This window comes from Nitrospirota bacterium (assembly GCA_026387665.1).
In the GTDB taxonomy this organism is placed as follows: Bacteria; Nitrospirota; Nitrospiria; order Nitrospirales; family Nitrospiraceae; genus Palsa-1315.
This window is the reverse complement of sequence record JAPLLG010000013.1, coordinates 41,780-61,452: the sequence shown is the minus strand read 5'-3', so window position 1 is coordinate 61,452 and position 19,673 is coordinate 41,780. Positions and strand designations below refer to the sequence as shown.

Genomic DNA, 19,673 nt, shown 5'->3' with positions numbered 1-19,673 from the left:
GAGCATCCCGCTAAAGGTCGCGACGGCCTTCGATCGACTTGAGCAGCGTCACGTCGTCGGCATATTCGATGTCCATCCCGACCGGAATGCCATAGGCAATACGGGAGACCCGGGTGCCAAGGGGTTTCAGCTGGTTGGTTAAATAGATGGCGGTCGCCTCGCCCTCGATCGTCGGACTCGTCGCGAGGATCACTTCCTGAATCCCCCCGAGCTTCACCCGATCGACCAATTCCTCGGCCCTGATATCGGAAGGCCCGACGCCGTCGAGCGGGGATAAGGCGCCGAGCAACACATGGTATAGGCCGCGGTAGGCGCCGGCCCGCTCTATGGCATAGGTCGTACTCGGTTCCTCCACCACCAGAATTCGCGTCTGGTCCCGTTTGGGGTCGAGGCAAAACTCGCAGAGCTCCCCTTCGGCAATGTTCCGGCATTGGCGGCAAAAAGAAAGCCCGTCCTTCACGGCACGAATGGCGTCGGCCAAGCGGAGCGCCTCTTCGCGCTCGGCTTTCAAGACGTGAAAGGCCAGTCGCTGCGCCGTCTTTTGTCCGATGCCGGGGAGACGAACCAATTCGCGCACCAACCGCGCGAGGAGTCCCTGCTGATCAACTGCCATAATGTAATCGTCCGCTAGAATAATCCGGGGACATTCATCCCGCCGGTCACTGCCTTCATCTCATTCGCCATCATCTCGCGCGCTTTCTGGAGGGCGTCGTTCGATGCCGCCATGACCAGGTCCTGCACCATCTCTACGTCGCCGCTTTTCACGACTTCGGGATCGATCACGATGCCGAGCAGCTGCATCGCCCCATTGGCCGTGACCGTCACGCTGCCACCGCCGGCCGTTCCGGTGACGGTTTTCACCGAAGCCTGTTCCTGCACCTTTGCCATTTGCGCCTGCATCGCCTGCGCCTGCTTCAGAATATTCCCCATATTCGCTAACGGATTTTTCATTCTTCGATCTCCTTCTGGCTCGATACCGGTCTGACCTCTGCGAGCTCTGCGCCGAACATCTCCAGCGCCTGCTTGACGACCGGATGCGCCCGCGCTTGCTCGAAGAGCACCTGTTTTTGTTCTTTTTCTTTTGACACCCTGAGCTCTGCCATCGTGCGCCCCGGGGGGTCCGCCTCGGTCAATTCGACAACCCGCAGCCGAACGGTCTGCCCGCTCAGTCGTTCACACATCGATGTGAGCACCGCGATATTGTCGGGCTTCTCGATCATGCCTCGGGCCACCGTCGCTTGCTTGGAAAAGCCGATCGTCACGACATGGCCGTCCACGCCGACGAGCCGCCCCATTTCCAGGAAGGGGGCGATATTGGAAAAGGCTCCGGCCACTTCCTCTTGAAGCTGCTCCCAATTGAGCGTAAGGGCGGGACGGCCTGCTTCACTCGGTGGAGCAGGGACAGGTCTCGTCGCGGTCCCTTCACTGCTGGCGCTGGGAGGCCGGACAGGTGAAGGAGTCGGGAGGGGGCTCCGTGCGGGCGTCGCAGTTGCGAGAACTGGAGGTCGTGCAGGCACTGGCGCGGCTGGCACGGGAGCCGTCGCTTGTGGAGGCCGCAGCGCCGATGGGGGGGCCGGATTGTCTGAGCGAACGGGCGGCGCTGGTTTTTCTACGCGCGCGGGCGCCTGCAAGGGTGGGCGTGGTGCCTGGGCCGGCGGCATTGCTTGGGCGGGCTTTTCGTTCGCGCGACGCAGTAGCCGCGTGGCACGTACCGCCGCCGTTTCAAGTACGAATCGGGGATGGGCGCTGAGCCGGAGCGAATCCTCTGCCTGTGTGAAAATCGCAAACAGCTCTTGAAGCTGCTCCGGTGAGAATGCTTTGGTATCAGCCGCCATTTGCGCAAGGTCTTCCGCGGCGGCTTCGATCAGGCCCTGCTGTTCTTGCGGCGAAGGCACGACCGACACCACCAGCATGTTGCGCAGATACTCAACGACCTCCGCGCAGTAGGCGCGGAGGTCGTGTCCTTGGTCCAGCAGTTGGGCCAGCACGCGCAGCGCCGCGGCGCTCTCCTGCGTGGTAATAGCTTGAATCATGGCGCGCACCAATTCTTGCGGAACCGCCCCCAGCAGGGCTTCCAGGTCCGTATGCACGATCGTCTTGCCGCCGAAGGCCACTGCCTGGTCGAGCAGGCTGAGCCCGTCGCGCATGCTGCCTTCGCTGGCCCGGGCGAGCGCCATCAGGCTCCGTTCCTCGATGACGATCTGGTCCTGATGGACCACATGGCGTAGCCGCTCGACAATCTCGGTTCGCGCAATGCGCCGGAAGTTGTAATGCTGGCAGCGGGACAGAATCGTCGCCGGAATTTTGTGGATCTCGGTGGTGGCGAAAATAAATACCACGTGCGGGGGCGGCTCCTCCAGGGTCTTCAGCAGCGCGTTGAAGGCCGAGTTCGACAACATGTGGACTTCGTCGATGATGTAGACCCGGTACTTCCCGCGAAACGCGGCGAACTTGACGTTCTCGCGGATCTCGCGCACATCGTCCACGCTCGTGTTGGACGCGCCGTCGATCTCCATGACATCGACGGAGGTGCCTTGCGCAATTTCGAGGCAGTTGGAGCAGGTGCCGCAGGGCGTGCCGGTCTGCCCCTGCTCGCAATTGAGCGCTTTGGCGAGAATCCTCGCAACCGTGGTCTTCCCCACGCCGCGGCTCCCGGAAAAGAGATAGGCTTGGGCGATTCGCTTCGTGGTGATGGAATTGACCAGCGTTTGCACGACGTGCGGCTGGCCGATCACGTCATCAAACGTGCCGGGCCGGTATTTTCTGGCGGAGACTTGGTAATCCATAAGACGTTAGATGTGAAACGGTAGATGTGAAACGTTGAGAGGCATGACGCCGAGAGTCCGTATCGTCTTAGGCCTCACGCCTCACGGAATAAAACTAAGTGGGGCCAGGTGATCCTGCGGCACACAGAACTGACCGCTTACCGTTGCTTCCTTCCGGACCTGGCGGGGTTCACAGGGTTCTGTTGCACAGGGCCCAGCCCCGTACCCGAAGTAAAAAGTAAAAATGAAAAAGTAGAAGGTGCGTAGGGCGGAAACTTCTGCCTTTTAACTTTTTACTTTTGCCGCATCGTATTTTGGCGGAGAGGGTGGGATTTGAACCCACGGTCCCATTGCTGGGACGCATGCTTTCCAAGCATGTCGATTCGACCACTCTCGCACCTCTCCGCACCGATTTTTGCGAAGGGGCATCTTAGCACGCGGTCTGGTGAGCGGCAAGGTGACAACCAGCGCAAATCGCCATGTCATTGACCCTCCCCGGTCCCCTTCCTATACTGCAAGGAATTCACGGGGAGATATGCAGATGAGAATTTTCATCGGGCTGGGTGTCCTGGTTGTCCTTTTGCTGGCCATTCTCCTCGCGTTGCCCTTTCTCGTCGACCTGAACCAGTATCAAGACCGGTACAAGCCGCTGATCGAAGAGGCGCTCAACCGCAAGATGGTCCTTCAGGACGTCCGGTTGACCATCTGGCCACGGCTGGGTGTTCGTGTGGCAGGGGTTACGGTGCAGGAGGATCCCGCATTTGGCGCCGGTCCCTTTGCGTCGTTCACCTCGCTCGACGTGGGCGTGAAACTGCTGCCGCTCCTGAGCCGGAAGGTCGAAGTTGAAGAGGTGACGCTGCGCGACCCGCTCATCGCCGTCATCAAGAACCGCAAGGGCGAGATGAATCTGTCGACAATCGGGACGCGCATCCCCGTAGCCTCCGCCCCTGGGCGACCAGAGGCCCCGTCTCAACCAGCTGCCAACCCGTTGCAAGTGCTGGCCCTGCTGGCGGTGGATCGTTTCTCTATTACAGGGGGCGCCATTACCTATCGCGATGATTCCACGCTTGAACCGATGGAATATAGGGTCAACGACCTTGAGCTGTTGCTCAGATCTGTACATCTGGGCGCGACCCCCACCCTGCATCTTGCCGCGACCCTGCAGCCCTACAATATCCCGGTGAAGTTGGACGGCTCGGCCGGCCCGCTCACCGAGACGTTCGATCTGAGGCAGTTCATGTTCGACCTCGGTCTGGGCAAGATGGCGATGGTCGTGAAGGGCAGCCTGGTTGGCGGGAACCTCGCTGCCACATTGACGGCTCCCTTGATCAAGAGTTCTGACCTGCCGATTGCGCTCCCCCTTACGAAGCCGGTCCAGATCAAGGATTTTCATGCCACGGTGAAAGCCCAATATCCGTTGCCGCCCGGAGGAGCAGCCGAGCAACTCGTCGATATCCATGATCTCGGTTTCGCGGTGGCCATGGGCCAATCCCTGCTGACGGTACAGGGCCACGGAGCCGGTGGTCGTCTGACCATTACGGTCACGGCGCCCTCGATCAATACGGCGGATCTCCCGATCGAGCTGTCCCTGAAGAAGCCCATCGAAATTAAAGCGCTGCAACTCTCCGCTGAGCTCAAGGGGCAAGACGTTCGCGTCAACAACCTGTCGCTGCAGCTTTTCGGTGGCACGATCAAGGCGGTTGGAGGGGTGACGGCGGGAAGTCTTGCTCCCCCCTTCCACGGGAAAGTCACTGTGGAAGGGTTGCAGCTTGGCCCGGCGCTCGATGCGCTCGGTTCCTCGCAGATCTCCGCCAGCGGAACTGCCGGGCTTGAACTTGCTGTCAGCGGCCGGGGGTTTTCAATGTCTGACTTGACGAAGGCCTTGGAGGCGACCGGCCACATTGGCGTGAGTCAGGGAAAGATCGAAGGCGTGAATCTGATTCAGGAAGTAGTGGCGCGCCTCAATGCTCCTGGTCTCACCCTGGACAATCCCAAAGCGACGGTCTTCTCGACGGCCGAAACGGACCTGGCCGTCAAGGACGGCATCGTGAACATCCAGCGGCTTCTGATGGAGAGCCATGACTTTCAAGCTACGGGAGGGGGAACTGTCGGGTTCGACCAATCGCTCAACCTCAAGCTCGCGCTCAATCTCTCGCCGTCGCTGAGCCGGAAAATCGCGGGAGCCCTGCAGGCTACACGGCTGGCCTTTGTCGGAGGTCGTTTGAGTGTGCCTGTAACGATTACCGGCACGACCCAAGCCCCCTCCTATGGCGTGGACCTGCGTGCGCTCACAGGCAGGGTTCAGGGACAGGTGAAGGAACAGCTCAAGGGGGCTATCGGAGACTTGCTGGGCGGATCGCCGAAATCCCAGGACTTAAAACAAAAGGGGCAGGACTTCTTGAAGGGGTTATTAGGAAGATAGGAATTAGGAACACGTCGCCTTCTGTTGTCTCTTTGGCGATTCGCTACAGCCTGCAGGTATTCTGATCGACAGTCCCTGCTAGGCGATCCCCGGGAACCGTGGCCAGAATCTTATAATGGCCCAGTCCCAGCTCCTTTCCGAATGCCTCGCCGACGAGGACATCCTGCACATGTTGATGGTCCCATGAACGGAAGGAGGACGGGCCGACCTTCAATCCATCGAACTCATGTCCTTCCAACGATTTGATCAGGTGGGCCGTGTCGGTCGAACCGGCCCGCTGGATCGCCTCAAGAATTTGTATCGCCGCGGCGTAGCCGAGGTAGCACCGTGACGTGGGCGTATGGTTGTACTTGTCGATTACGTCTTGGATGAACCGCCGTGAGCCCTCGGTGTTGATCTTGGGATCCCAGATCAGGCCCCAAATTCCCGCATTATTGGCATAGCCTAACGGGCGGCCGATCTGCTCGCCGGCGATCATGCCGCCCACGCCGATCTTCTCCTTGGCCAGCTCCAGTTTCGTATAGGCTTTCAACGCATGGACGAGATCCCACCCATACAGGTTGAGAATGATGGCCGTGGGATTCGTCGCCTTCGCCTCGGTGAAGGCTGGCGTAAAATCCGTCGAGCCGAATGGCGTGACTGTCTCCCCAACGAAATCGACGCCTTGGGACTGGCCCGCCTCCAGCATTGCCTGGGCCGATGCCTTGCCATCGAGGGTGGCAGCCGTAATCATGTGCCAGCGAGTCCCGTAAGCTTTCGCAAGGTGTGGCGCGACAGCCTGAGCCATCATCCGGGCATTGGGCATGAACACGAACGTTTGCGCATTGCAGACTGCGCCTGTCAGCTCGGGGAGATGCGCGCCCGTCACCATGAATAGTTTGTTCTCCCGTTGTGCCAGCGCACTCACGGCGAGGGCGCAGTCCCCGTTGAAGGTCCCCATCAACACGTCGACCCGATCTTCCTTGATAAGCTTCGTAGCCGCTTTCACGGCGGTCTCAGGATTCGACGCATCGTCCGCTTCGAGGATCGCAACCGGGCGTCCCAGTATGCCGCCACGCTTGTTATAGAGATCGATGGCGACGTTGGCTCCGTGCACATCATGGATCGAGGAGGTCTTGTAGGGGCTCGACAAGGGATCAATGATGCCGATCTTGATTGGTTCGCCCGCTGCCGCCATGCGAGGCCCGCCCGTCACCCCCAGCACCTGGTCGATCAGATCCCCGCAGACCAGAGCCCCACTGGTCGCAGCTGTCAGTTGGAGGAATCGTCTGCGTGAATAGTCGGTCATGAGAGTCTCCCATTATATTTAATCCAGCGAAGTAGCCAGTCGCGCCGAGCCGGTCGTGAACTTGGAGAAGAGAATCGCAGACGGGAATGCGCCCATCCTGTTGTCTCCGAGCCGGCTCTCGACCGGCTCGGAGGGCAATACGCACCTTACAGGGGACTGTCAATTAACTGAACTGATCCCATGTATCGCATTGTTTGATCGACCAGAACACCGCTTCTTTGAGTTTCTTCAACGGTATGTTCTCTGGATCGCGCATGCCTTGGAGTTTCTTGTCGAGGTCGTAGAGCGGCTGAATCGATCGTTTGTCCGGAATTTTCCCCAAGGCCCAGGCCACTTCCGTGAGCACAGACCAGTCCGTCTTGGGATCCTTGAGCTTGGTCAGCAGCGGCAGCACGACCGAGGCGTCTCCATGCAGCCCGCCGAGTTGGCCCAACCCTTTGGCCGCGGCTGCTTGCAGCTCGAGATCTTGGGACGTCGTCATGATCTCAATCAGCAGCGGAATGCCCTCCCTCCCGAGATTGCCCATCGCCGACAAGGCCTGTTTCGCTAAGTCTCTATCCTGAAGCGCTTGTTTCAGCCTCGGCAGGGCTTCATCTGCCTGCATTTCACCGAGCAACGAAAAGATTTTGATTTTGCGAGCCTGGTTGGTTTCGGCAGAATCCAGCAGCTTCAATAGCCGCTCCGGCTGGCCCCACTCCGCCGTCAATAGCAGCGGAAACTCGTACTTCTCCAGCTCCTCTTGTAGTTTCCCTATCGCATAGGCCCCTGGGTCCCCGGCCTTCGCGGCTTGGGCTGCCACGACCGCATCGTCGAAGCCGGTGCGCACCTCCCTCTGCCATCGAATCTTTAGTTCCCCCAAGAGATAGGTCAGCTGACAGGCAGGCCCTTTCCAGAGGCGCGACGGAGCATCTGGCAGATCTGCGTCGCCGCCGGCCGCAGTGGTCCCTTCCCAGGTCTTCCGCTGTTCGCACTTCACCTTGAAGACTGCGTCGTGGGGTTTCGTGCGATCCTGAACTATTGTATAGCCCAACTCGCCCAGCCTCCGTGAGACGATGTCGGCAATCGGTCCTGCCTCAACGGATCCCTTATCGGTCAGGGCCATGGCATCGACCAGGACTGTCTGGACCTTGGCGAGTTGCGCCTTCTGATCGATCGTAAAATAATCGCGGTAGGCCCAGGAAGGAGTCGGTAGCAAAACCAGCAGGCAGGCAATGGAAAGGAGAAACGCTCGCATCATGCACCTCCTTACGGAACAGGGCCTCAGGGGAAGCCATTGAATGCAGCGGAGGAGAGGGAGCCTCGTGCTGTTCCCGCTCGTTCCCATGACTCACGTCCTCACCTCGTGTCGGGCCCGCAGGGTTTGAGACGATGGAGCAGCCTCGCCGGTATTATACCCCCCATAAGATGAGGGCGCTACCAATCACTGACTTAGGACAGGGAGTCGTGCGTAGTTGGCCTGATAGGGCTCGATAGAAAGCCTGCTAAACTCAATTGTTTTCCGCTCCTGGGCTGACTCAGGGCCATCTCGCCACGCGTCCTCTCCCCCAGGAGTATGGGTTGACAGTAGGAGGCATCCAACGGTACAAAAGACTAACGCTATTGAGTTATTTCGCTTGTTTGCTCATCATGCTGGAGGCGACTTCAGCATAACCCCACCATGCGAGCGTGGCGAAACTGGCAGACGCGCGAGACTTAGGATCTCGTGGGTAACCGTGGGGGTTCAAGTCCCTCCGCTCGCACCAAACCACGGACGGCTGCGACGGCGCAGTGGCACCTGGCGGCTTCTTACAAGATAAGGGTAGTACCAGCTATGAAAATGGAAGTGACTGAATTAGGACCGATGAAACGCGCCCTCAAGATCGAGGTGCCAGCCGACGAGGTCACGCAACGGTTTGCCCGTGCCTACGTTGAGTTGAACCGCCAGGTCAATATTCCGGGGTTTCGCCCAGGCAAGGCGCCACTGGCCTTGTTGGAAAAGCGCTATTCCAAATCCGTGGAAGAAGACGTGATCCGGAATCTCGTGCCGGACTACTACGACAAGGCCGTTCGCCAAGCGGGGATTGTGCCGGTTCTCGTCGAAATTCCCCCGCTGGAACGAGTCAAGATCAAGAAGGACGAGCCCTTCACCTTTACCGCGACCGTCGAGATCAAGCCGACCATTGAGTTGCGGGACTATAAAGCGCCGAGCCCCATCTCGCTCAAGCCGGACAAGCGCACCGTGACCGAGGAGCAGCTGGCCCGTGGGCTCGAAGTGTTGCGCGAACAGCAAGCCCGCTTGGAAGCGGCGCCAGCCGGCCACGTCATCGCGGAGGGGGACTATATCGTGCTGGACGTGCAGGGCACCCTTGACGGGGCGCCTCTGGACGGCACGAAGAAGGATGGGCAGCTCCATAAGGTCGGATCGAACGCGTCCGTGTTGGGCGTGCAGATCGATTCGCAGGTCATAGGCAAGAAAGAGGGCGACGTAGTCGAGATTTCCCAGCCCTATCCAGCCAGCCATCCCGATCCGCGCGTCGCAGGGAAAACGGTGGTGTTCAACGTGACGTTGAAGGCCGTCAAAGAGAAGAAGTTGCCGGTGTTGGACGACGAGTTCGCCAAAGACTGCGGCCCCTACACCTCGCTCCAGGAAATCAAAGACAAGTTGCAGGGCGGGATGGAGCAGGCCTTGAAGCGAGAGATCGAAGATACCTACAAGGATACGATCATCAAGCGGCTGGTGGAGACCCACCACTTCGATCTTCCGGAAACCCTGGTGGAGCGCGAGCTGGAGGCCATCATCCGCCAGCACGTGCAGCAACAGCAACAGAAGAGCGGCAGCGAAGACGCACTGAGCATGGAAGCGCTCACGGCTCTTCGTCAGGAGCACCGCGATGAAGCCGCGCGCCGCGTGAAGCTTGGCCTTATCTTAGAAGCGATTGCCGAGAAAGAAGGGCTGACGGTTACGCAGGACGATCTGAACGCCGAAGTCATGCGGTTGGCGTCGGAGCTCAAGATGCCGGCTGCCGATCTCGTGAAGATGATCAAGTCGGGCGGGCAAGATTCCATCGATGAATTGCGCGCCAGGATTCTGGCGGACAAGGCCTTGGATTTCGTGTATCGCAATGCGGTGATTCAGGGATAAGAACCGAACGGTGCCGGTCCTCTGGCACCTCGGCTTCAACAGGCTGTAAGCGGAAAGGAACGACGTGCATGCTGGTTCCCATTGTTATTGAAACGACGAACCGAGGCGAACGGGCCTACGACATCTATTCCCGGCTCCTCAAAGACCGGATCATTTTCCTTGGTGCGCCAATCGACGACGTGTTCGCCAACCTGGTCATTGCCCAGCTCTTGTTCCTCGAAGCGGAAGATCCGGAGAAAGACATCAATCTCTACATCAACTCGCCAGGGGGAAGCGTTACGGCAGGTCTGGGTATTTACGACACGATGCAATATGTGAAGCCTCCGATCAACACCATCTGTCTGGGCCAGGCCGCCAGCATGGGAGCCTTCTTGCTCACCGCCGGTACCAAGGGCAAGCGATTCGCCCTGCCGAATGCCAGAGTCATGATCCACCAGCCCATGGGCGGGTTTTCCGGGCAGGCCACGGAAATCGACATTCACGCCAGAGAGATTTTGAAAATCCGCGAGCGGCTCAACGAGATTATGGCCAAACATACCGGCCAGCCGTTGGAGAAGATCGCCCAGGATACCGAACGGGACTACTTCCTGTCGGCGGAAGAGGCCAAGCAGTATGGTCTCATCGACGAAGTCATCACGAGGCCTCCGAAGCTCCTCAAGGCCGTCAGCGGTGATGCAGGGAAAGACGCGGCGAAGGATAAGTAACAGGGGGACGTATGGCTAAGCCGGATAAGATGGATCGACATCTCCGCTGCTCGTTCTGCGGAAAGAGCCGCGACGAAGTCCGCAAATTGATTGCCGGGCCTACCGTCTACATCTGTGACGAATGCGTCAACCTCTGCAACGACATCATTGCCGAGGATTGGGAAGAAGCCAAAGAAGAGATTTCGTCGAAACTGAAAAAGCCGGTGGAAATCAAACACCACCTGGATCAATACGTCGTGGGGCAGGAGCGGGCCAAGCGAATCCTCGCGGTGGCCGTGCATAATCACTACAAGCGGATCTCGTCCAAGGACAAGGACACGGATGAGGTGCAGCTCCAGAAGGGCAACATCCTCATGCTGGGGCCGACGGGCACAGGCAAGACGCTGTTGGCTCAGACCCTCGCGAAGTATCTGGATGTTCCGTTCACGCTGGCCGATGCCACCACGCTGACCGAAGCGGGGTATGTCGGTGAAGATGTGGAAAACATCATCCTCAAGCTCCTGCAGGCAGCGGATTACGATGTCGAGCGGGCCGAGCGGGGCATCGTCTACATCGATGAAATCGACAAGATCAGCCGCAAGAGCGACAGCCCCTCCATTACGCGTGACGTCTCGGGTGAAGGGGTGCAACAGGCGCTGCTCAAACTCATCGAGGGCACCGTTGCCAACGTGCCGCCTCAAGGCGGGCGCAAGCATCCGCATCAAGAATTTATTCAGGTCAACACGAGCAACATCCTGTTCATCTGCGGTGGCGCGTTCGTCGGGCTCGAGCAGATTATCGAACAGCGACTCAACCGCAAGTCGATGGGATTCGGCGCCGAAGTTCGCGGGAAGAACGAAATCAAGCTTGGCGAACTGTTCGCGAAGGTTCAACCGGAAGACTTTCTCAAGTACGGGTTGATCCCGGAATTCGTCGGTCGGCTGCCGGTCGTGGCCACGTTGGATGAGCTGGATGAGCGAGCGCTTATTCGTATTTTGACCGAACCGAAAAACGCCCTTACGAAACAGTACGAGAAGCTGCTCTCCTTTGAAAAAGTGAAGCTGAAGTTCACGGAAGGCGCGTTGGGCGCGATCGCGCGGAAGGCTTTTATTCAGAAGACCGGTGCCCGAGGACTGCGCGCGATCCTGGAAGACGTGATGTTGGACGTGATGTACGACGCCCCGTCGCAAAAGCAGATCAAGGAAGTCCTCATTACTGAGGATGCCATCCTTGGGAAGCATCCGCCCATTCGGATCTTCGAACAGGATAAGGACGTGAAGACAGCGTAAGCCGTTGTAAATAAATGATTTTTATTTAGTAAGCAGTCTTCTTTCATTCAGGAAACAACCAGGACAGGGTCACCCTGTCCTGGTTGTTTTGTTATAGAGCCCCCTCTTGAATCGGCTTGGCCATGAGCCCTCTTTTCATTCCAACCGGTGACAGCCTCCTCATTTCGCGCTTTCCCTCGACAAGATAGAATCCTGCGCTATACTTGCCTTGTCACTCTTGAACGTGGAGGACGTGTGAAGTATCCAGTGTCTTCAAGCCTTCGACACAAAGGCAAAGCCATCGACCTCGACGCAGCCCGGGAAGTCATCACGCTTCTGGGAAGCAACGGTGAGCCTATGGGCAATCTGTCCTGGGATTTCGTCATCGATCAGATTTTGGCCTACCGTAAGCCCCCTACGAGCCGGGAACCCAGGAATGAGCCGCGCGTGACGCTTACGTTCCGCATCAAATACAAGACTCCGGAGGGGCACCGGTTTGAAGGTCGCGCTGGCGGCATCGGCGGAGGCGGGCTCTTCATTGAAAGCCAGAGCCCTCTCACGGTCGGCACCAAGCTCGCGTTGGAATTTTCGCTGCCAGAGAATCCGGCAGAATGGTTGCCGGCTAAGGGAGTTGTCGCGTGGGTCTGCCCTAAGGCAGATCAATATACGTTTAGCCCAGGCATGGGGGTGCGCTTTACAGAAATTAACCCCGATATTCGTACTCGCGTGCTGGAACTGGTGAAATCCATCCAGATCGTCGGGCAGCCCGCCTAGTCGCGACCCTCCCGCATCAAATCATTCCGCGTATCATAGGTCTACGCATGAAGTTTCCTGTCACCACGACAGAAAGACATGAGGGGAAAGTTCTGGCGATGAATGTCGAGGAGGAAGTCCTCACACTTCATAGCGCGACGGGAGAGCTGCTCGGCGCTCTCGCGTGGGGCGATATCATTGAGCGGGTTCTTGTTCGTGACGATGACGCTAAATTTTCCTCGGTGCGTTCTCATCCGAGAGTGCCGCTTGCCGTGAAGGTCCGGTATACGACTCCGGAGGGCAAGCAGTTTGAGAGTTTAACCGGCAGTATCGGTGCGGGTGGCCTGTTCATCGAGAGCAGCGCACCGCTGGCTCCTGGCACCGAATTATCCATCGAGTTTGCTCTGCCAGACCGTCCCCTGGAGAAGCACAGAGTCAAGGCGAAAGTCGCCTGGACTCGCAGCAAGCCTGAACGGTACGTGCTCTTTCCCGGGATGGGCGTCAAATTTACCGCGATCGACGACCAGGCCCGGCACGAGCTTGTTCAGCTGGTTGAGGCGTTGACTCGTTCCCGCAAGGCGGTCTAAGTCCCCTGCTTCGTCCAGCGCCGCACCTCGCGGTCAGCATCCTTCGTGCCCGCTGCTTCAAGCGCGGCCTTTGTCTCGAAATCATTGAATGTTCTCAGGCGATAGGCGGCTTCTGCCCGCACCATGGGCGAGGGATCCTGGGCCAAACATTTTCTGAGCCAAGGGGCGACAGAGGCTCCTCCCCATTCCCCCACCGTTGCCACAATTCCCTGACGAACCTCCGCATCGGAATCACGGCCTGCGGCGATGAGCGCAGGAATCGATTGACTTGAATCGACTTGGAGCAGCGATCGCGCCGTTGCGCTCCTGATTGCCGCATCCGAAGATCGCAGTAAGGAGACGATCGGTTTTAGCAATTGAGGGCTTGGTTCGATTTCACCGGTCGCCACAATCGCAGCCTGCCGGACCGACTCGACGGGATCTTCCAGCGCTTGCGCTAGGAGGAGTATGACCGCTTCTGTGGCTGTTGGCTTCAACCGTCCCAGCGCGGTCACCGTCGCCTCGCGAACCAGCGAGGCCGGATCGCGGGTGAGGGAGAGGATGGAGTCGGTGGCTTGTGGGTCGCCGATTTTGCCGAGGGATTCCACTGCCGTCCGCCGCATCTCTGGCCGCTCATCCTGGAGCAGTGCCAATAATAGCGCGACCGCTTGTGTTTTCGATGAAGGGGGAGAGTCCTGGATACAGCCGGAGAGAGAAAGGATCAGTGAAAGGGCAGCCCATCCGATGGTGCGAGAGGAGGATACGGGACGGAACAGGGGCCAGACATCGGTCAGGCTGATGGAGCCCTTTCCCCAGCTCACGCTTGCTTCGGAGGCTCCTCATGCATTGCAGGCAGTTCTTTGGCTGCTTCAAGGGATTGCTGGAATTCTTTCTGCGCCGAATCCATTTCAGCTTGGATCGTGCGCATCTCAGGATCGACCGAATTCCGAACATCGGCGACGGCCTGTTTGAACGTCCGCAAGGCATCGCCCAACCCCTCGCCCAGGCTCTGCATGTCTTGAGGGGAGACGCCGGTTGGCTGCGCGGCTTTCGCCTTTATCGCCGCTTGCTGCGCCTGTACGCGGGCCACGGCATCCTTGTTCACAATGGCTGAGGGGCGCTTGGCCACTGGTTTGGCCTGCGCGCCGGGAGGAAGGGGCGGGTACTGCGCTTTCATCATCGGTGAGGGAGCCGCCGCTCGTTCTTCCATCGTGGGGGGCTGCTGGCCCTGCGCCGCTGACGGGGCCGCAGCGGATGTCGCTGCGCGAACTGGCTGCGGCGGAGCCGCCATGTTGTACATCAAGGCGGCGGTGGTCCCGGGGGTCAGTTCCGGACCTGGCGTATAAGGAGCGGTGGGCTTCAACGAGGCTGGAGCCTGTCCCTGCGTGACTGTCGTGGCTGGAGCAGCCTGGACCGTTGCTTGGACTTGCATGGGGGCCGGCTCAGTTGTTTCCGGCTGCACCGCCTCCGGCGCGGGGATTTCATTGACTTCTTTTTTAAATCCTCTGAGTGCCTTGCCGACCCCTTCACCGATTTGCGGAAGCTTGCCTGCCCCGAAAATGATGAGGACGATGACCAGGATAATGATGAGTTCTGAGATCCCCATGGTACCAAACATGGCGTCGTTCCTTTGTTCAGTTCGGTAAATCGACCGTGGCCCTGCTATTTTGAGAGCCGAATCAACTGTATAGGCCAGTAGGAGGCACTGTCAAGGAATGGTCAGGGGCTAGAAAATGGAGACGATTTCTCGTTGCAATGGCAACCCAAAGACCAGGGCTTCCCGGTCTGCGAGGTACACATCCAGCTCGCTTCTGATCCCGAACTCGCCCGGCAAGTAGATCCCCGGCTCAATCGAAAAGCAGGTTCTCGGCATCAGGCGGCGGGTGTCCTGCGTCTCCAGGCTGTCGATGTTCGCTCCGTTGCCATGGACCTCTTCGCCGATCGAGTGGCCTGTGCGATGGACGAATTGGTCGCCGTAGCCACCCTGTTGGATGACCTGCCTGCATGCTTGGTCGACTTCCCAGCCGAAGGGGCGGCGGCCTGCCGCAATTTCTGTTTTGGCAAAGGTCAAGGCTGCGTCCCGTCCTTGCCGGACCAAGTCGAAGATCGCGCGATGTTTCACCGGCACAGTTTGCCCGACATAGCCGGTCCAGGTGATATCGGCGTAGACCGCACCGGTCTCCGCTTGTTTGGCCCAGAGATCGATCAGGAGCAATGAGTCGCGGGTCACGTCGGCTGAGCCGGATTTTGTCGGGCCATAATGGGGGTCGGCGCTATGGGCATTGACGGCGGCGATCGGCGCACTCGACGTGACCATGCCCGCATCGCCGATGCGAGCCAGAATAAACTGCTGCACGTCATATTCGGTGAGACCGCGGCCTTGTGCGACTGCGTCACGCACATGGCTGAACGTTTCGTCGACGATGCGCCGGAGCGCCGCCGCGGCAAACTGGTGTGATTCGAGTTGCCGGTCCGTCCAACGCGCTTCAAATATCTGAATCAAATCCGCTGAACTGACCACCTCGGCGCCGTAGCTTCTGATCAACTCGATCGTGCCGCCATCTACGCGCGACACGTAGGGCACAGCATTCAGTGGAGAATATTGCATGGCGACGCGGGGGCTGCCGGCCAACAGGCGCGCCAGGATCTGCCGCTGCTGTTCCCAGGACACGTAGTAGTCAGCCTGTCCTGGCAATGAATCCAACACATGTGGCTCGATGCGGTGCAATAGCTTGACCGGAGTTCCCTGCGCCGGAATCCAGTAGTACCAGCGTCTGGTTACATGGAGCGTTGGATCGAGCTGGAGGATGCGATAGGCGAGGGGATCGCTTCCGCGGAAGTCGTAGAAGAGCCAGCCGTCGATCTCGGCCTCGCGAAGGGCCTGCTGAATCTCGCTCACGCGCTGATGGAGGGCTGTGGTCATCGTAGGGGCATCTTATCGTCGCGCTACCAAGCCGTCAATGAGACGGCGGGTGAGAGCGGCGGTCGTGCTACAATGCGCGTCATGGCAGTCGAGCATGCACCAGAGCCCTCTCAGTTTCGGGTGACCCTGTTTGTCGGACCGCAGCCGGTGGAGGGAAGGCCCGGCCTTTCTTCCTGCGTGTTCAACGTCAAGAAACGGAGTTGGAAGGGCGGGGTCCAGGTTGCCGTCCATATGACGCAGGGCCAAATCGATAGGCTCAGCGCCGAAATGGATTTCCCCGGCTGGTTGGCCCGGGCCTTGAGTGATTCCGTAGCGGAAGATCGTGCATTGTGCCAGGAACGAGCCTGCGAGCTCTTTGTCCAGGCGGTCTGTTGGTGCAAGCTGGACATCCTCTTGCAGTCCGGCATCACGCAAGAGAACCAATGTCTCGCAGAGGACAGCTGGATCGTCGAAGTCGGAGAGTGGGTCATCCGGCGGAGGGGCTTTGTCACATCGTACATTGCCGCCGAGCTGGACCTCGCGCCGGGAGAGTCTGCCGCCTCGTAGGCAACGCGTTCCCTCTGCTCCGCAGGGGCTTTGCAATCAGAGTCGAATTTGCTATAACCCCACTACCCTGCAATGTGGGTGAGCGTCCTGGGGTCAACCACCGCCGCTCAGCTTGTTCTGTCGAAGAAGGAGGATTACCTGTGAATACATACGCATTATCTGCTCGTCTGTGTACGGCTTCCGGTTTCAAGCTGGTCGCAGCCTGTATGCTTCTGGCTTTGTGCACCATCACGATGGTGCCATCGGCTTGGAGTCAGGACGGCACATCGACCTCTTCGAGTATGAGTACCGAAGGGGGCAACCCTTCAAGCGCGGGCCTGCAAGCCGCAGCTGTCCTTTCCACGCTCGTCTATTTTCCACTAAAAACGGCATTTGCCATCGGCGGAGGCATTGTCGGTGGACTGGCCTATGCGTTTTCAGGCGGGAATGAACAGGCGGCCAAAAGCATTTGGACCACGAGCCTCTACGGCACCTACCTCATTACGCCGGACCATCTCCAGGGCAATCGGCCCGTGCGGTTCCTGGGGGTCGCGGATTCGAACGGTGGGTCTGAACCAGTCCGCTAGCCGATGAAACCGATCATCGGCGTCACACCAGACTTTAATGCCGGTGATCGGAAGGAATGGGGCGGGCGCGAGCCCACGTACTTCCTGCGTGCGCGTTATATTCGTGCAATCGAAGAACTGGGCGGCATCCCGCTGGTGCTACCGCTCGTCGCAGACCGGGCCGCGAGGCGGCGGCTGCTGCAGCAACTCGACGGACTTCTCCTTACCGGAAGCGGGCCGGACCTTCCCCCGTCATTGTACGGTGAGCGTCAGCGCTATCCGTTTGGAACCGTGAGCGACCGCCGCGCGAGCTTTGAGTTGGATCTCGTTCACCTGGCCAGGCGGGCTGATGTCCCCCTGCTCGGTATCTGTGGAGGGATGCAGACCATGAACGTCGCCTGCGGCGGCAGTCTGTTCCAGGATATCGCGTCCCAAGTGACGAAGCCGCTCCAGCATCGGCAACGGACTCACGCGACGAATCTCAGTCACAGCGTGACCGTCACCCCGGGCAGTTTGCTCCGCCGTATCGTACGATCCGTCTCGATGCGAGTGAACAGCTCGCACCATCAATCGGTTAAAGCCGTTGCTCCGTCATTGATCGCCAGCGCGGTGGCTCCCGACGGCATCGTCGAGGCGATCGAATCCCCGACCCACCGTTTTTTTCTCGGCATCCAGTGGCACCCGGAATTTTTGTTCGAACAGCATCCTCTCCATCGGCGATTGTTCGAGGCCTTTTTGCGCGCCGCCCGTCGCCGGGCCACTTAGCAGGATGTTGAAAAAAATCGCCAGCTTCGTGCTTGATAGCCGCGCCGCATATTTCGCGATGTGTCGTTTGGCGTCCCAGCGGATCGAGGTGGTCCGGTGATCAGGCGGCTCTTCCGAACGAAATCGATCGATCAGATTCTCAAGGACGCCGATCATCCCGATCATCGTTTAAAAAAGACCCTCACGGCCTGGGATCTGACGGCGCTTGGCATCGGCGCGATCATCGGCACCGGCATCTTCGTGCTCATCGGCACCGCCATCGTCGGCGATGCCCATCGGCCAGGCGCAGGACCGGGAATCATTCTGTCATTCGTGCTCTCCGGCCTGACCTGTGCCTTTGCGGCGCTCTGCTACGCAGAGTTCTCCACGATGATCCCCGTGGCCGGTTCCGCCTATACCTATTCGTATGCAACGCTGGGAGAATTTCTGGCTTGGATCACCGGGTGGAATTTGATCCTTGAATATGGCGTGGCCTGTGTCGCTGTGGCCATTGGCTGGTCCGGCTATTTCAATAATTTGCTCCGGCTGGCCGGGATCGAATTGCCACACTGGGCGACGCACCCACCGGGAGGACCGGACGGGGGCGTGGCCAACTTTCCTGCCGCCATTATCGTGCTGCTGGTCACGATCATCCTCGTTATCGGGATCAAAGAAAGCGCCCGCGCGACCGGCATCATTGTTTGTTTGAAGCTCGCGGTCATTCTCTTTTTCATTGCCGTGGGGACGCCGGCTGTGAATGCGGACAACTGGATCCCCTTCATGCCTCAGGGGTTCGCAGGCGTCGGTGCCGCAGCGGCGATAGTGTTTTTCGCCTATATCGGATTCGACGCCATCTCCACGACCGCCGAGGAGGCCAAAAACCCTCAGAGGGATCTGCCGATCGCGATCATCGCCTCGCTCAGCATCTGCACGGTCCTCTACATTGCCGTGGCCGCTGTCCTGACCGGTTTGGTCCCCGCGTCACAAATCGATATCCATGCGCCGGTGGCGGAAGCGCTTAACAGGGTAGGGTTCAAGTGGGGAGCGGCGATTGTGGGGATCGGGGCTGTGGCAGGAATTACCAGCGTGCTGGTCGTGATGATGCTGGGTCAGATCCGGGTCTTCTTTGCCATGTCGCGCGACCACCTTTTAAGCCCGTGGCTATCAACCGTGCATCCGCGCTATGGCACGCCTCACTATGCCACGATTATCACCGGTATCGGCGTGGCCACGCTTGCCGCCTTGATTCCCATCGGCGACGCGGCGGACATGACGAACATCGGCACCCTCTTTGCGTTTGTCCTGGTCTGTATCGGTGTCGTGATCCTGCGCTATACGAAACCGAATCAGCCCCGCCCGTTCCGTCTTCCCTTCATGCCGGTCGTGCCCATTCTTGGCATGTTGGCCTGCCTTGGCCTCATGAGCTTTCTTCCCTGGGTGACCTGGATCCGATTCGTCGTCTGGACCATTATCGGCATTGCGGTTTACCTGGGATATGGCTTGAAGCATAGCAAGCTGGCCGGCCCTTCCCCTGAAGGCCACCTCCCGCGTGCACGTTAAATAGAGTGGGTTAGTTCGATTCGTCTGCTGGCTGAGCCGCCGGGGCTGGAGCCGCTGCGGATGCCGCCGGCTTAGGCGCGGCAGGTGGCTTGGGAGGAGCAGGTCTTTCAGGCTTGATGCCCCCTTCCCATGAGGGGCCGGAATACATATCCGCCGCGAGACCTGTGGCTTTCCATTTCTCTTCGAAATCAGCCGCTGCTTTATTCGGCGTCTCACCACTGCCGACCACGTCATTCCAGGGATAGGCTCTGGGGCCGATCTGGCACTTCATTTCCATCCGCTTTAAATAGAGGGCGATCGGGTTTCCACGGTAGGGGCCGAGGAAGATGTGTACCGAGCCGACGTATTCGAGTAACTGTGGCATGCCCGCCTCCAAGAGGGTGGCATGATGCCATAAGAGGTGCGCCGAGGGCAAGGAGGTTGCTCCCTTTTGCTCGCAGAACGCGCACGATGAAACTGTGCTCGTTGGACGCGCGCAGTTAGGGAGCA

Annotated in this window: 19 protein-coding genes, 2 tRNA genes and 1 other RNA gene; 11 read left to right on the top strand and 11 right to left on the bottom strand. The window is 59.2% G+C overall.

Annotated elements, in window-relative coordinates:
• Positions 1–10 precede the first annotated feature (10 nt).
• From recR to NT179_10990, 5 genes are all read right to left on the bottom strand, one after another.
• Positions 11–613: a recombination mediator RecR gene (recR, locus tag NT179_11010; protein ID MCX5722537.1), complete on the bottom strand. Its 603-nt coding sequence runs from the start codon at positions 611–613 to the stop codon at positions 11–13.
• A 14-nt stretch (positions 614–627) separates the two neighbouring features.
• Entirely contained in the window at positions 628–951 is a 324-nt protein-coding gene (locus NT179_11005; protein MCX5722536.1) for a YbaB/EbfC family nucleoid-associated protein, read from the bottom strand.
• Positions 948–2,786, bottom strand: coding sequence for a DNA polymerase III subunit gamma/tau (gene dnaX / locus NT179_11000; protein MCX5722535.1), 1,839 nt, complete (start codon positions 2,784–2,786; stop codon positions 948–950). Before dnaX ends, NT179_11005 begins: the two co-directional genes overlap by 4 nt.
• Before the next feature lie 99 nt (positions 2,787–2,885).
• Positions 2,886–2,985: signal recognition particle sRNA small type (ffs, locus tag NT179_10995), an RNA gene on the bottom strand.
• Positions 2,986–3,080: 95 nt separating this feature from the next.
• A tRNA-Ser gene (locus NT179_10990) sits at positions 3,081–3,170 on the bottom strand.
• A gap of 130 nt (positions 3,171–3,300) precedes the next feature.
• On the opposite strand from NT179_10990, the gene NT179_10985 reads away from it, so the two are divergent.
• Positions 3,301–5,187: an AsmA family protein gene (locus NT179_10985; protein MCX5722534.1), complete on the top strand. Its 1,887-nt coding sequence runs from the start codon at positions 3,301–3,303 to the stop codon at positions 5,185–5,187.
• 43 nt (positions 5,188–5,230) lie between these two features.
• Here NT179_10985 and NT179_10980 read toward each other — a convergent pair whose 3' ends face one another.
• Together NT179_10980 and NT179_10975 are read right to left on the bottom strand one after the other, a co-directional pair.
• Entirely contained in the window at positions 5,231–6,475 is a 1,245-nt protein-coding gene (locus NT179_10980) for an ABC transporter substrate-binding protein (GenBank protein ID MCX5722533.1), read from the bottom strand.
• A gap of 163 nt (positions 6,476–6,638) precedes the next feature.
• Positions 6,639–7,712 (bottom strand): HEAT repeat domain-containing protein, encoded by a 1,074-nt coding sequence (locus NT179_10975; GenBank protein ID MCX5722532.1) that lies wholly within the window; start codon positions 7,710–7,712, stop codon positions 6,639–6,641.
• A gap of 422 nt (positions 7,713–8,134) precedes the next feature.
• Here NT179_10975 and NT179_10970 point away from each other — a divergent pair.
• From NT179_10970 to NT179_10945, 6 genes are all read left to right on the top strand, one after another.
• Positions 8,135–8,217, top strand: a tRNA-Leu gene (locus tag NT179_10970).
• Positions 8,218–8,285: 68 nt separating this feature from the next.
• Positions 8,286–9,596, top strand: coding sequence for a trigger factor (gene tig, locus NT179_10965; protein MCX5722531.1), 1,311 nt, complete (start codon positions 8,286–8,288; stop codon positions 9,594–9,596).
• A gap of 68 nt (positions 9,597–9,664) precedes the next feature.
• Positions 9,665–10,300 carry an ATP-dependent Clp endopeptidase proteolytic subunit ClpP gene (clpP, locus tag NT179_10960; GenBank protein ID MCX5722530.1) on the top strand — a complete coding sequence of 212 codons (636 nt, stop codon included), beginning with the start codon at positions 9,665–9,667 and terminating at the stop codon, positions 10,298–10,300.
• Positions 10,301–10,311: 11 nt separating this feature from the next.
• Positions 10,312–11,568: an ATP-dependent Clp protease ATP-binding subunit ClpX gene (clpX, locus tag NT179_10955; GenBank protein MCX5722529.1), complete on the top strand. Its 1,257-nt coding sequence runs from the start codon at positions 10,312–10,314 to the stop codon at positions 11,566–11,568.
• Positions 11,569–11,802: 234 nt separating this feature from the next.
• Entirely contained in the window at positions 11,803–12,321 is a 519-nt protein-coding gene (locus NT179_10950; protein ID MCX5722528.1) for a TIGR02266 family protein, read from the top strand.
• A gap of 47 nt (positions 12,322–12,368) precedes the next feature.
• Positions 12,369–12,887, top strand: coding sequence for a PilZ domain-containing protein (locus NT179_10945; protein MCX5722527.1), 519 nt, complete (start codon positions 12,369–12,371; stop codon positions 12,885–12,887).
• Here the strand turns inward: NT179_10945 and NT179_10940 are convergent.
• The 3 genes from NT179_10940 to NT179_10930 form a co-directional block, all read right to left on the bottom strand.
• Complete coding sequence (locus tag NT179_10940) at positions 12,884–13,687, bottom strand: HEAT repeat domain-containing protein (GenBank protein MCX5722526.1); 804 nt, start codon at positions 13,685–13,687, stop codon at positions 12,884–12,886. The two genes, NT179_10945 and NT179_10940, sit on opposite strands and share 4 nt — an antisense overlap.
• On the bottom strand, positions 13,684–14,484 hold the full coding sequence (gene tatA / locus NT179_10935) for a twin-arginine translocase TatA/TatE family subunit (protein MCX5722525.1): 801 nt from the start codon (positions 14,482–14,484) through the stop codon (positions 13,684–13,686). Before tatA ends, NT179_10940 begins: the two co-directional genes overlap by 4 nt.
• Positions 14,485–14,592: 108 nt before the next feature.
• Positions 14,593–15,789: a M24 family metallopeptidase gene (locus NT179_10930; protein ID MCX5722524.1), complete on the bottom strand. Its 1,197-nt coding sequence runs from the start codon at positions 15,787–15,789 to the stop codon at positions 14,593–14,595.
• Positions 15,790–15,870: 81 nt separating this feature from the next.
• Here NT179_10930 and NT179_10925 point away from each other — a divergent pair, with 81 nt between their 5' ends.
• From NT179_10925 to NT179_10910, 4 genes are all read left to right on the top strand, one after another.
• Positions 15,871–16,335, top strand: a complete 465-nt coding sequence (locus tag NT179_10925) for a hypothetical protein (protein ID MCX5722523.1) — start codon at positions 15,871–15,873, stop codon at positions 16,333–16,335.
• Positions 16,336–16,475: 140 nt separating this feature from the next.
• Positions 16,476–16,901 (top strand): hypothetical protein, encoded by a 426-nt coding sequence (locus tag NT179_10920; GenBank protein ID MCX5722522.1) that lies wholly within the window; start codon positions 16,476–16,478, stop codon positions 16,899–16,901.
• A 3-nt stretch (positions 16,902–16,904) separates the two neighbouring features.
• Positions 16,905–17,645 (top strand): gamma-glutamyl-gamma-aminobutyrate hydrolase family protein, encoded by a 741-nt coding sequence (locus NT179_10915; protein MCX5722521.1) that lies wholly within the window; start codon positions 16,905–16,907, stop codon positions 17,643–17,645.
• A 96-nt stretch (positions 17,646–17,741) separates the two neighbouring features.
• Positions 17,742–19,184, top strand: a complete 1,443-nt coding sequence (locus NT179_10910) for an amino acid permease (GenBank protein MCX5722520.1) — start codon at positions 17,742–17,744, stop codon at positions 19,182–19,184.
• 10 nt (positions 19,185–19,194) lie between these two features.
• Here the strand turns inward: NT179_10910 and NT179_10905 are convergent, their stop codons facing one another.
• Positions 19,195–19,548, bottom strand: coding sequence for a hypothetical protein (locus tag NT179_10905; GenBank protein MCX5722519.1), 354 nt, complete (start codon positions 19,546–19,548; stop codon positions 19,195–19,197).
• Positions 19,549–19,673: the final 125 nt, after the last annotated feature.

Coding starts and splice junctions, on each gene's coding strand:
- NT179_10985 (MCX5722534.1), top strand. CDS start 3,301: ATGCAGATGAGAATTTTCATCGGGCTGGGTGTCCTGGTTGTCCTTTTG.
- NT179_10905 (MCX5722519.1), bottom strand. CDS start 19,548: ATGCCACAGTTACTCGAATACGTCGGCTCGGTACACATCTTCCTCGGC.
- recR (MCX5722537.1), bottom strand. CDS start 613: ATGGCAGTTGATCAGCAGGGACTCCTCGCGCGGTTGGTGCGCGAATTG.
- NT179_11005 (MCX5722536.1), bottom strand. CDS start 951: ATGAAAAATCCGTTAGCGAATATGGGGAATATTCTGAAGCAGGCGCAG.
- NT179_10925 (MCX5722523.1), top strand. CDS start 15,871: ATGGCAGTCGAGCATGCACCAGAGCCCTCTCAGTTTCGGGTGACCCTG.
- dnaX (MCX5722535.1), bottom strand. CDS start 2,786: ATGGATTACCAAGTCTCCGCCAGAAAATACCGGCCCGGCACGTTTGAT.
- tatA (MCX5722525.1), bottom strand. CDS start 14,484: ATGTTTGGTACCATGGGGATCTCAGAACTCATCATTATCCTGGTCATC.
- clpX (MCX5722529.1), top strand. CDS start 10,312: ATGGCTAAGCCGGATAAGATGGATCGACATCTCCGCTGCTCGTTCTGC.
- NT179_10975 (MCX5722532.1), bottom strand. CDS start 7,712: ATGATGCGAGCGTTTCTCCTTTCCATTGCCTGCCTGCTGGTTTTGCTA.
- NT179_10980 (MCX5722533.1), bottom strand. CDS start 6,475: ATGACCGACTATTCACGCAGACGATTCCTCCAACTGACAGCTGCGACC.
- tig (MCX5722531.1), top strand. CDS start 8,286: ATGAAAATGGAAGTGACTGAATTAGGACCGATGAAACGCGCCCTCAAG.
- clpP (MCX5722530.1), top strand. CDS start 9,665: ATGCTGGTTCCCATTGTTATTGAAACGACGAACCGAGGCGAACGGGCC.
- NT179_10945 (MCX5722527.1), top strand. CDS start 12,369: ATGAAGTTTCCTGTCACCACGACAGAAAGACATGAGGGGAAAGTTCTG.
- NT179_10930 (MCX5722524.1), bottom strand. CDS start 15,789: ATGACCACAGCCCTCCATCAGCGCGTGAGCGAGATTCAGCAGGCCCTT.
- NT179_10915 (MCX5722521.1), top strand. CDS start 16,905: ATGAAACCGATCATCGGCGTCACACCAGACTTTAATGCCGGTGATCGG.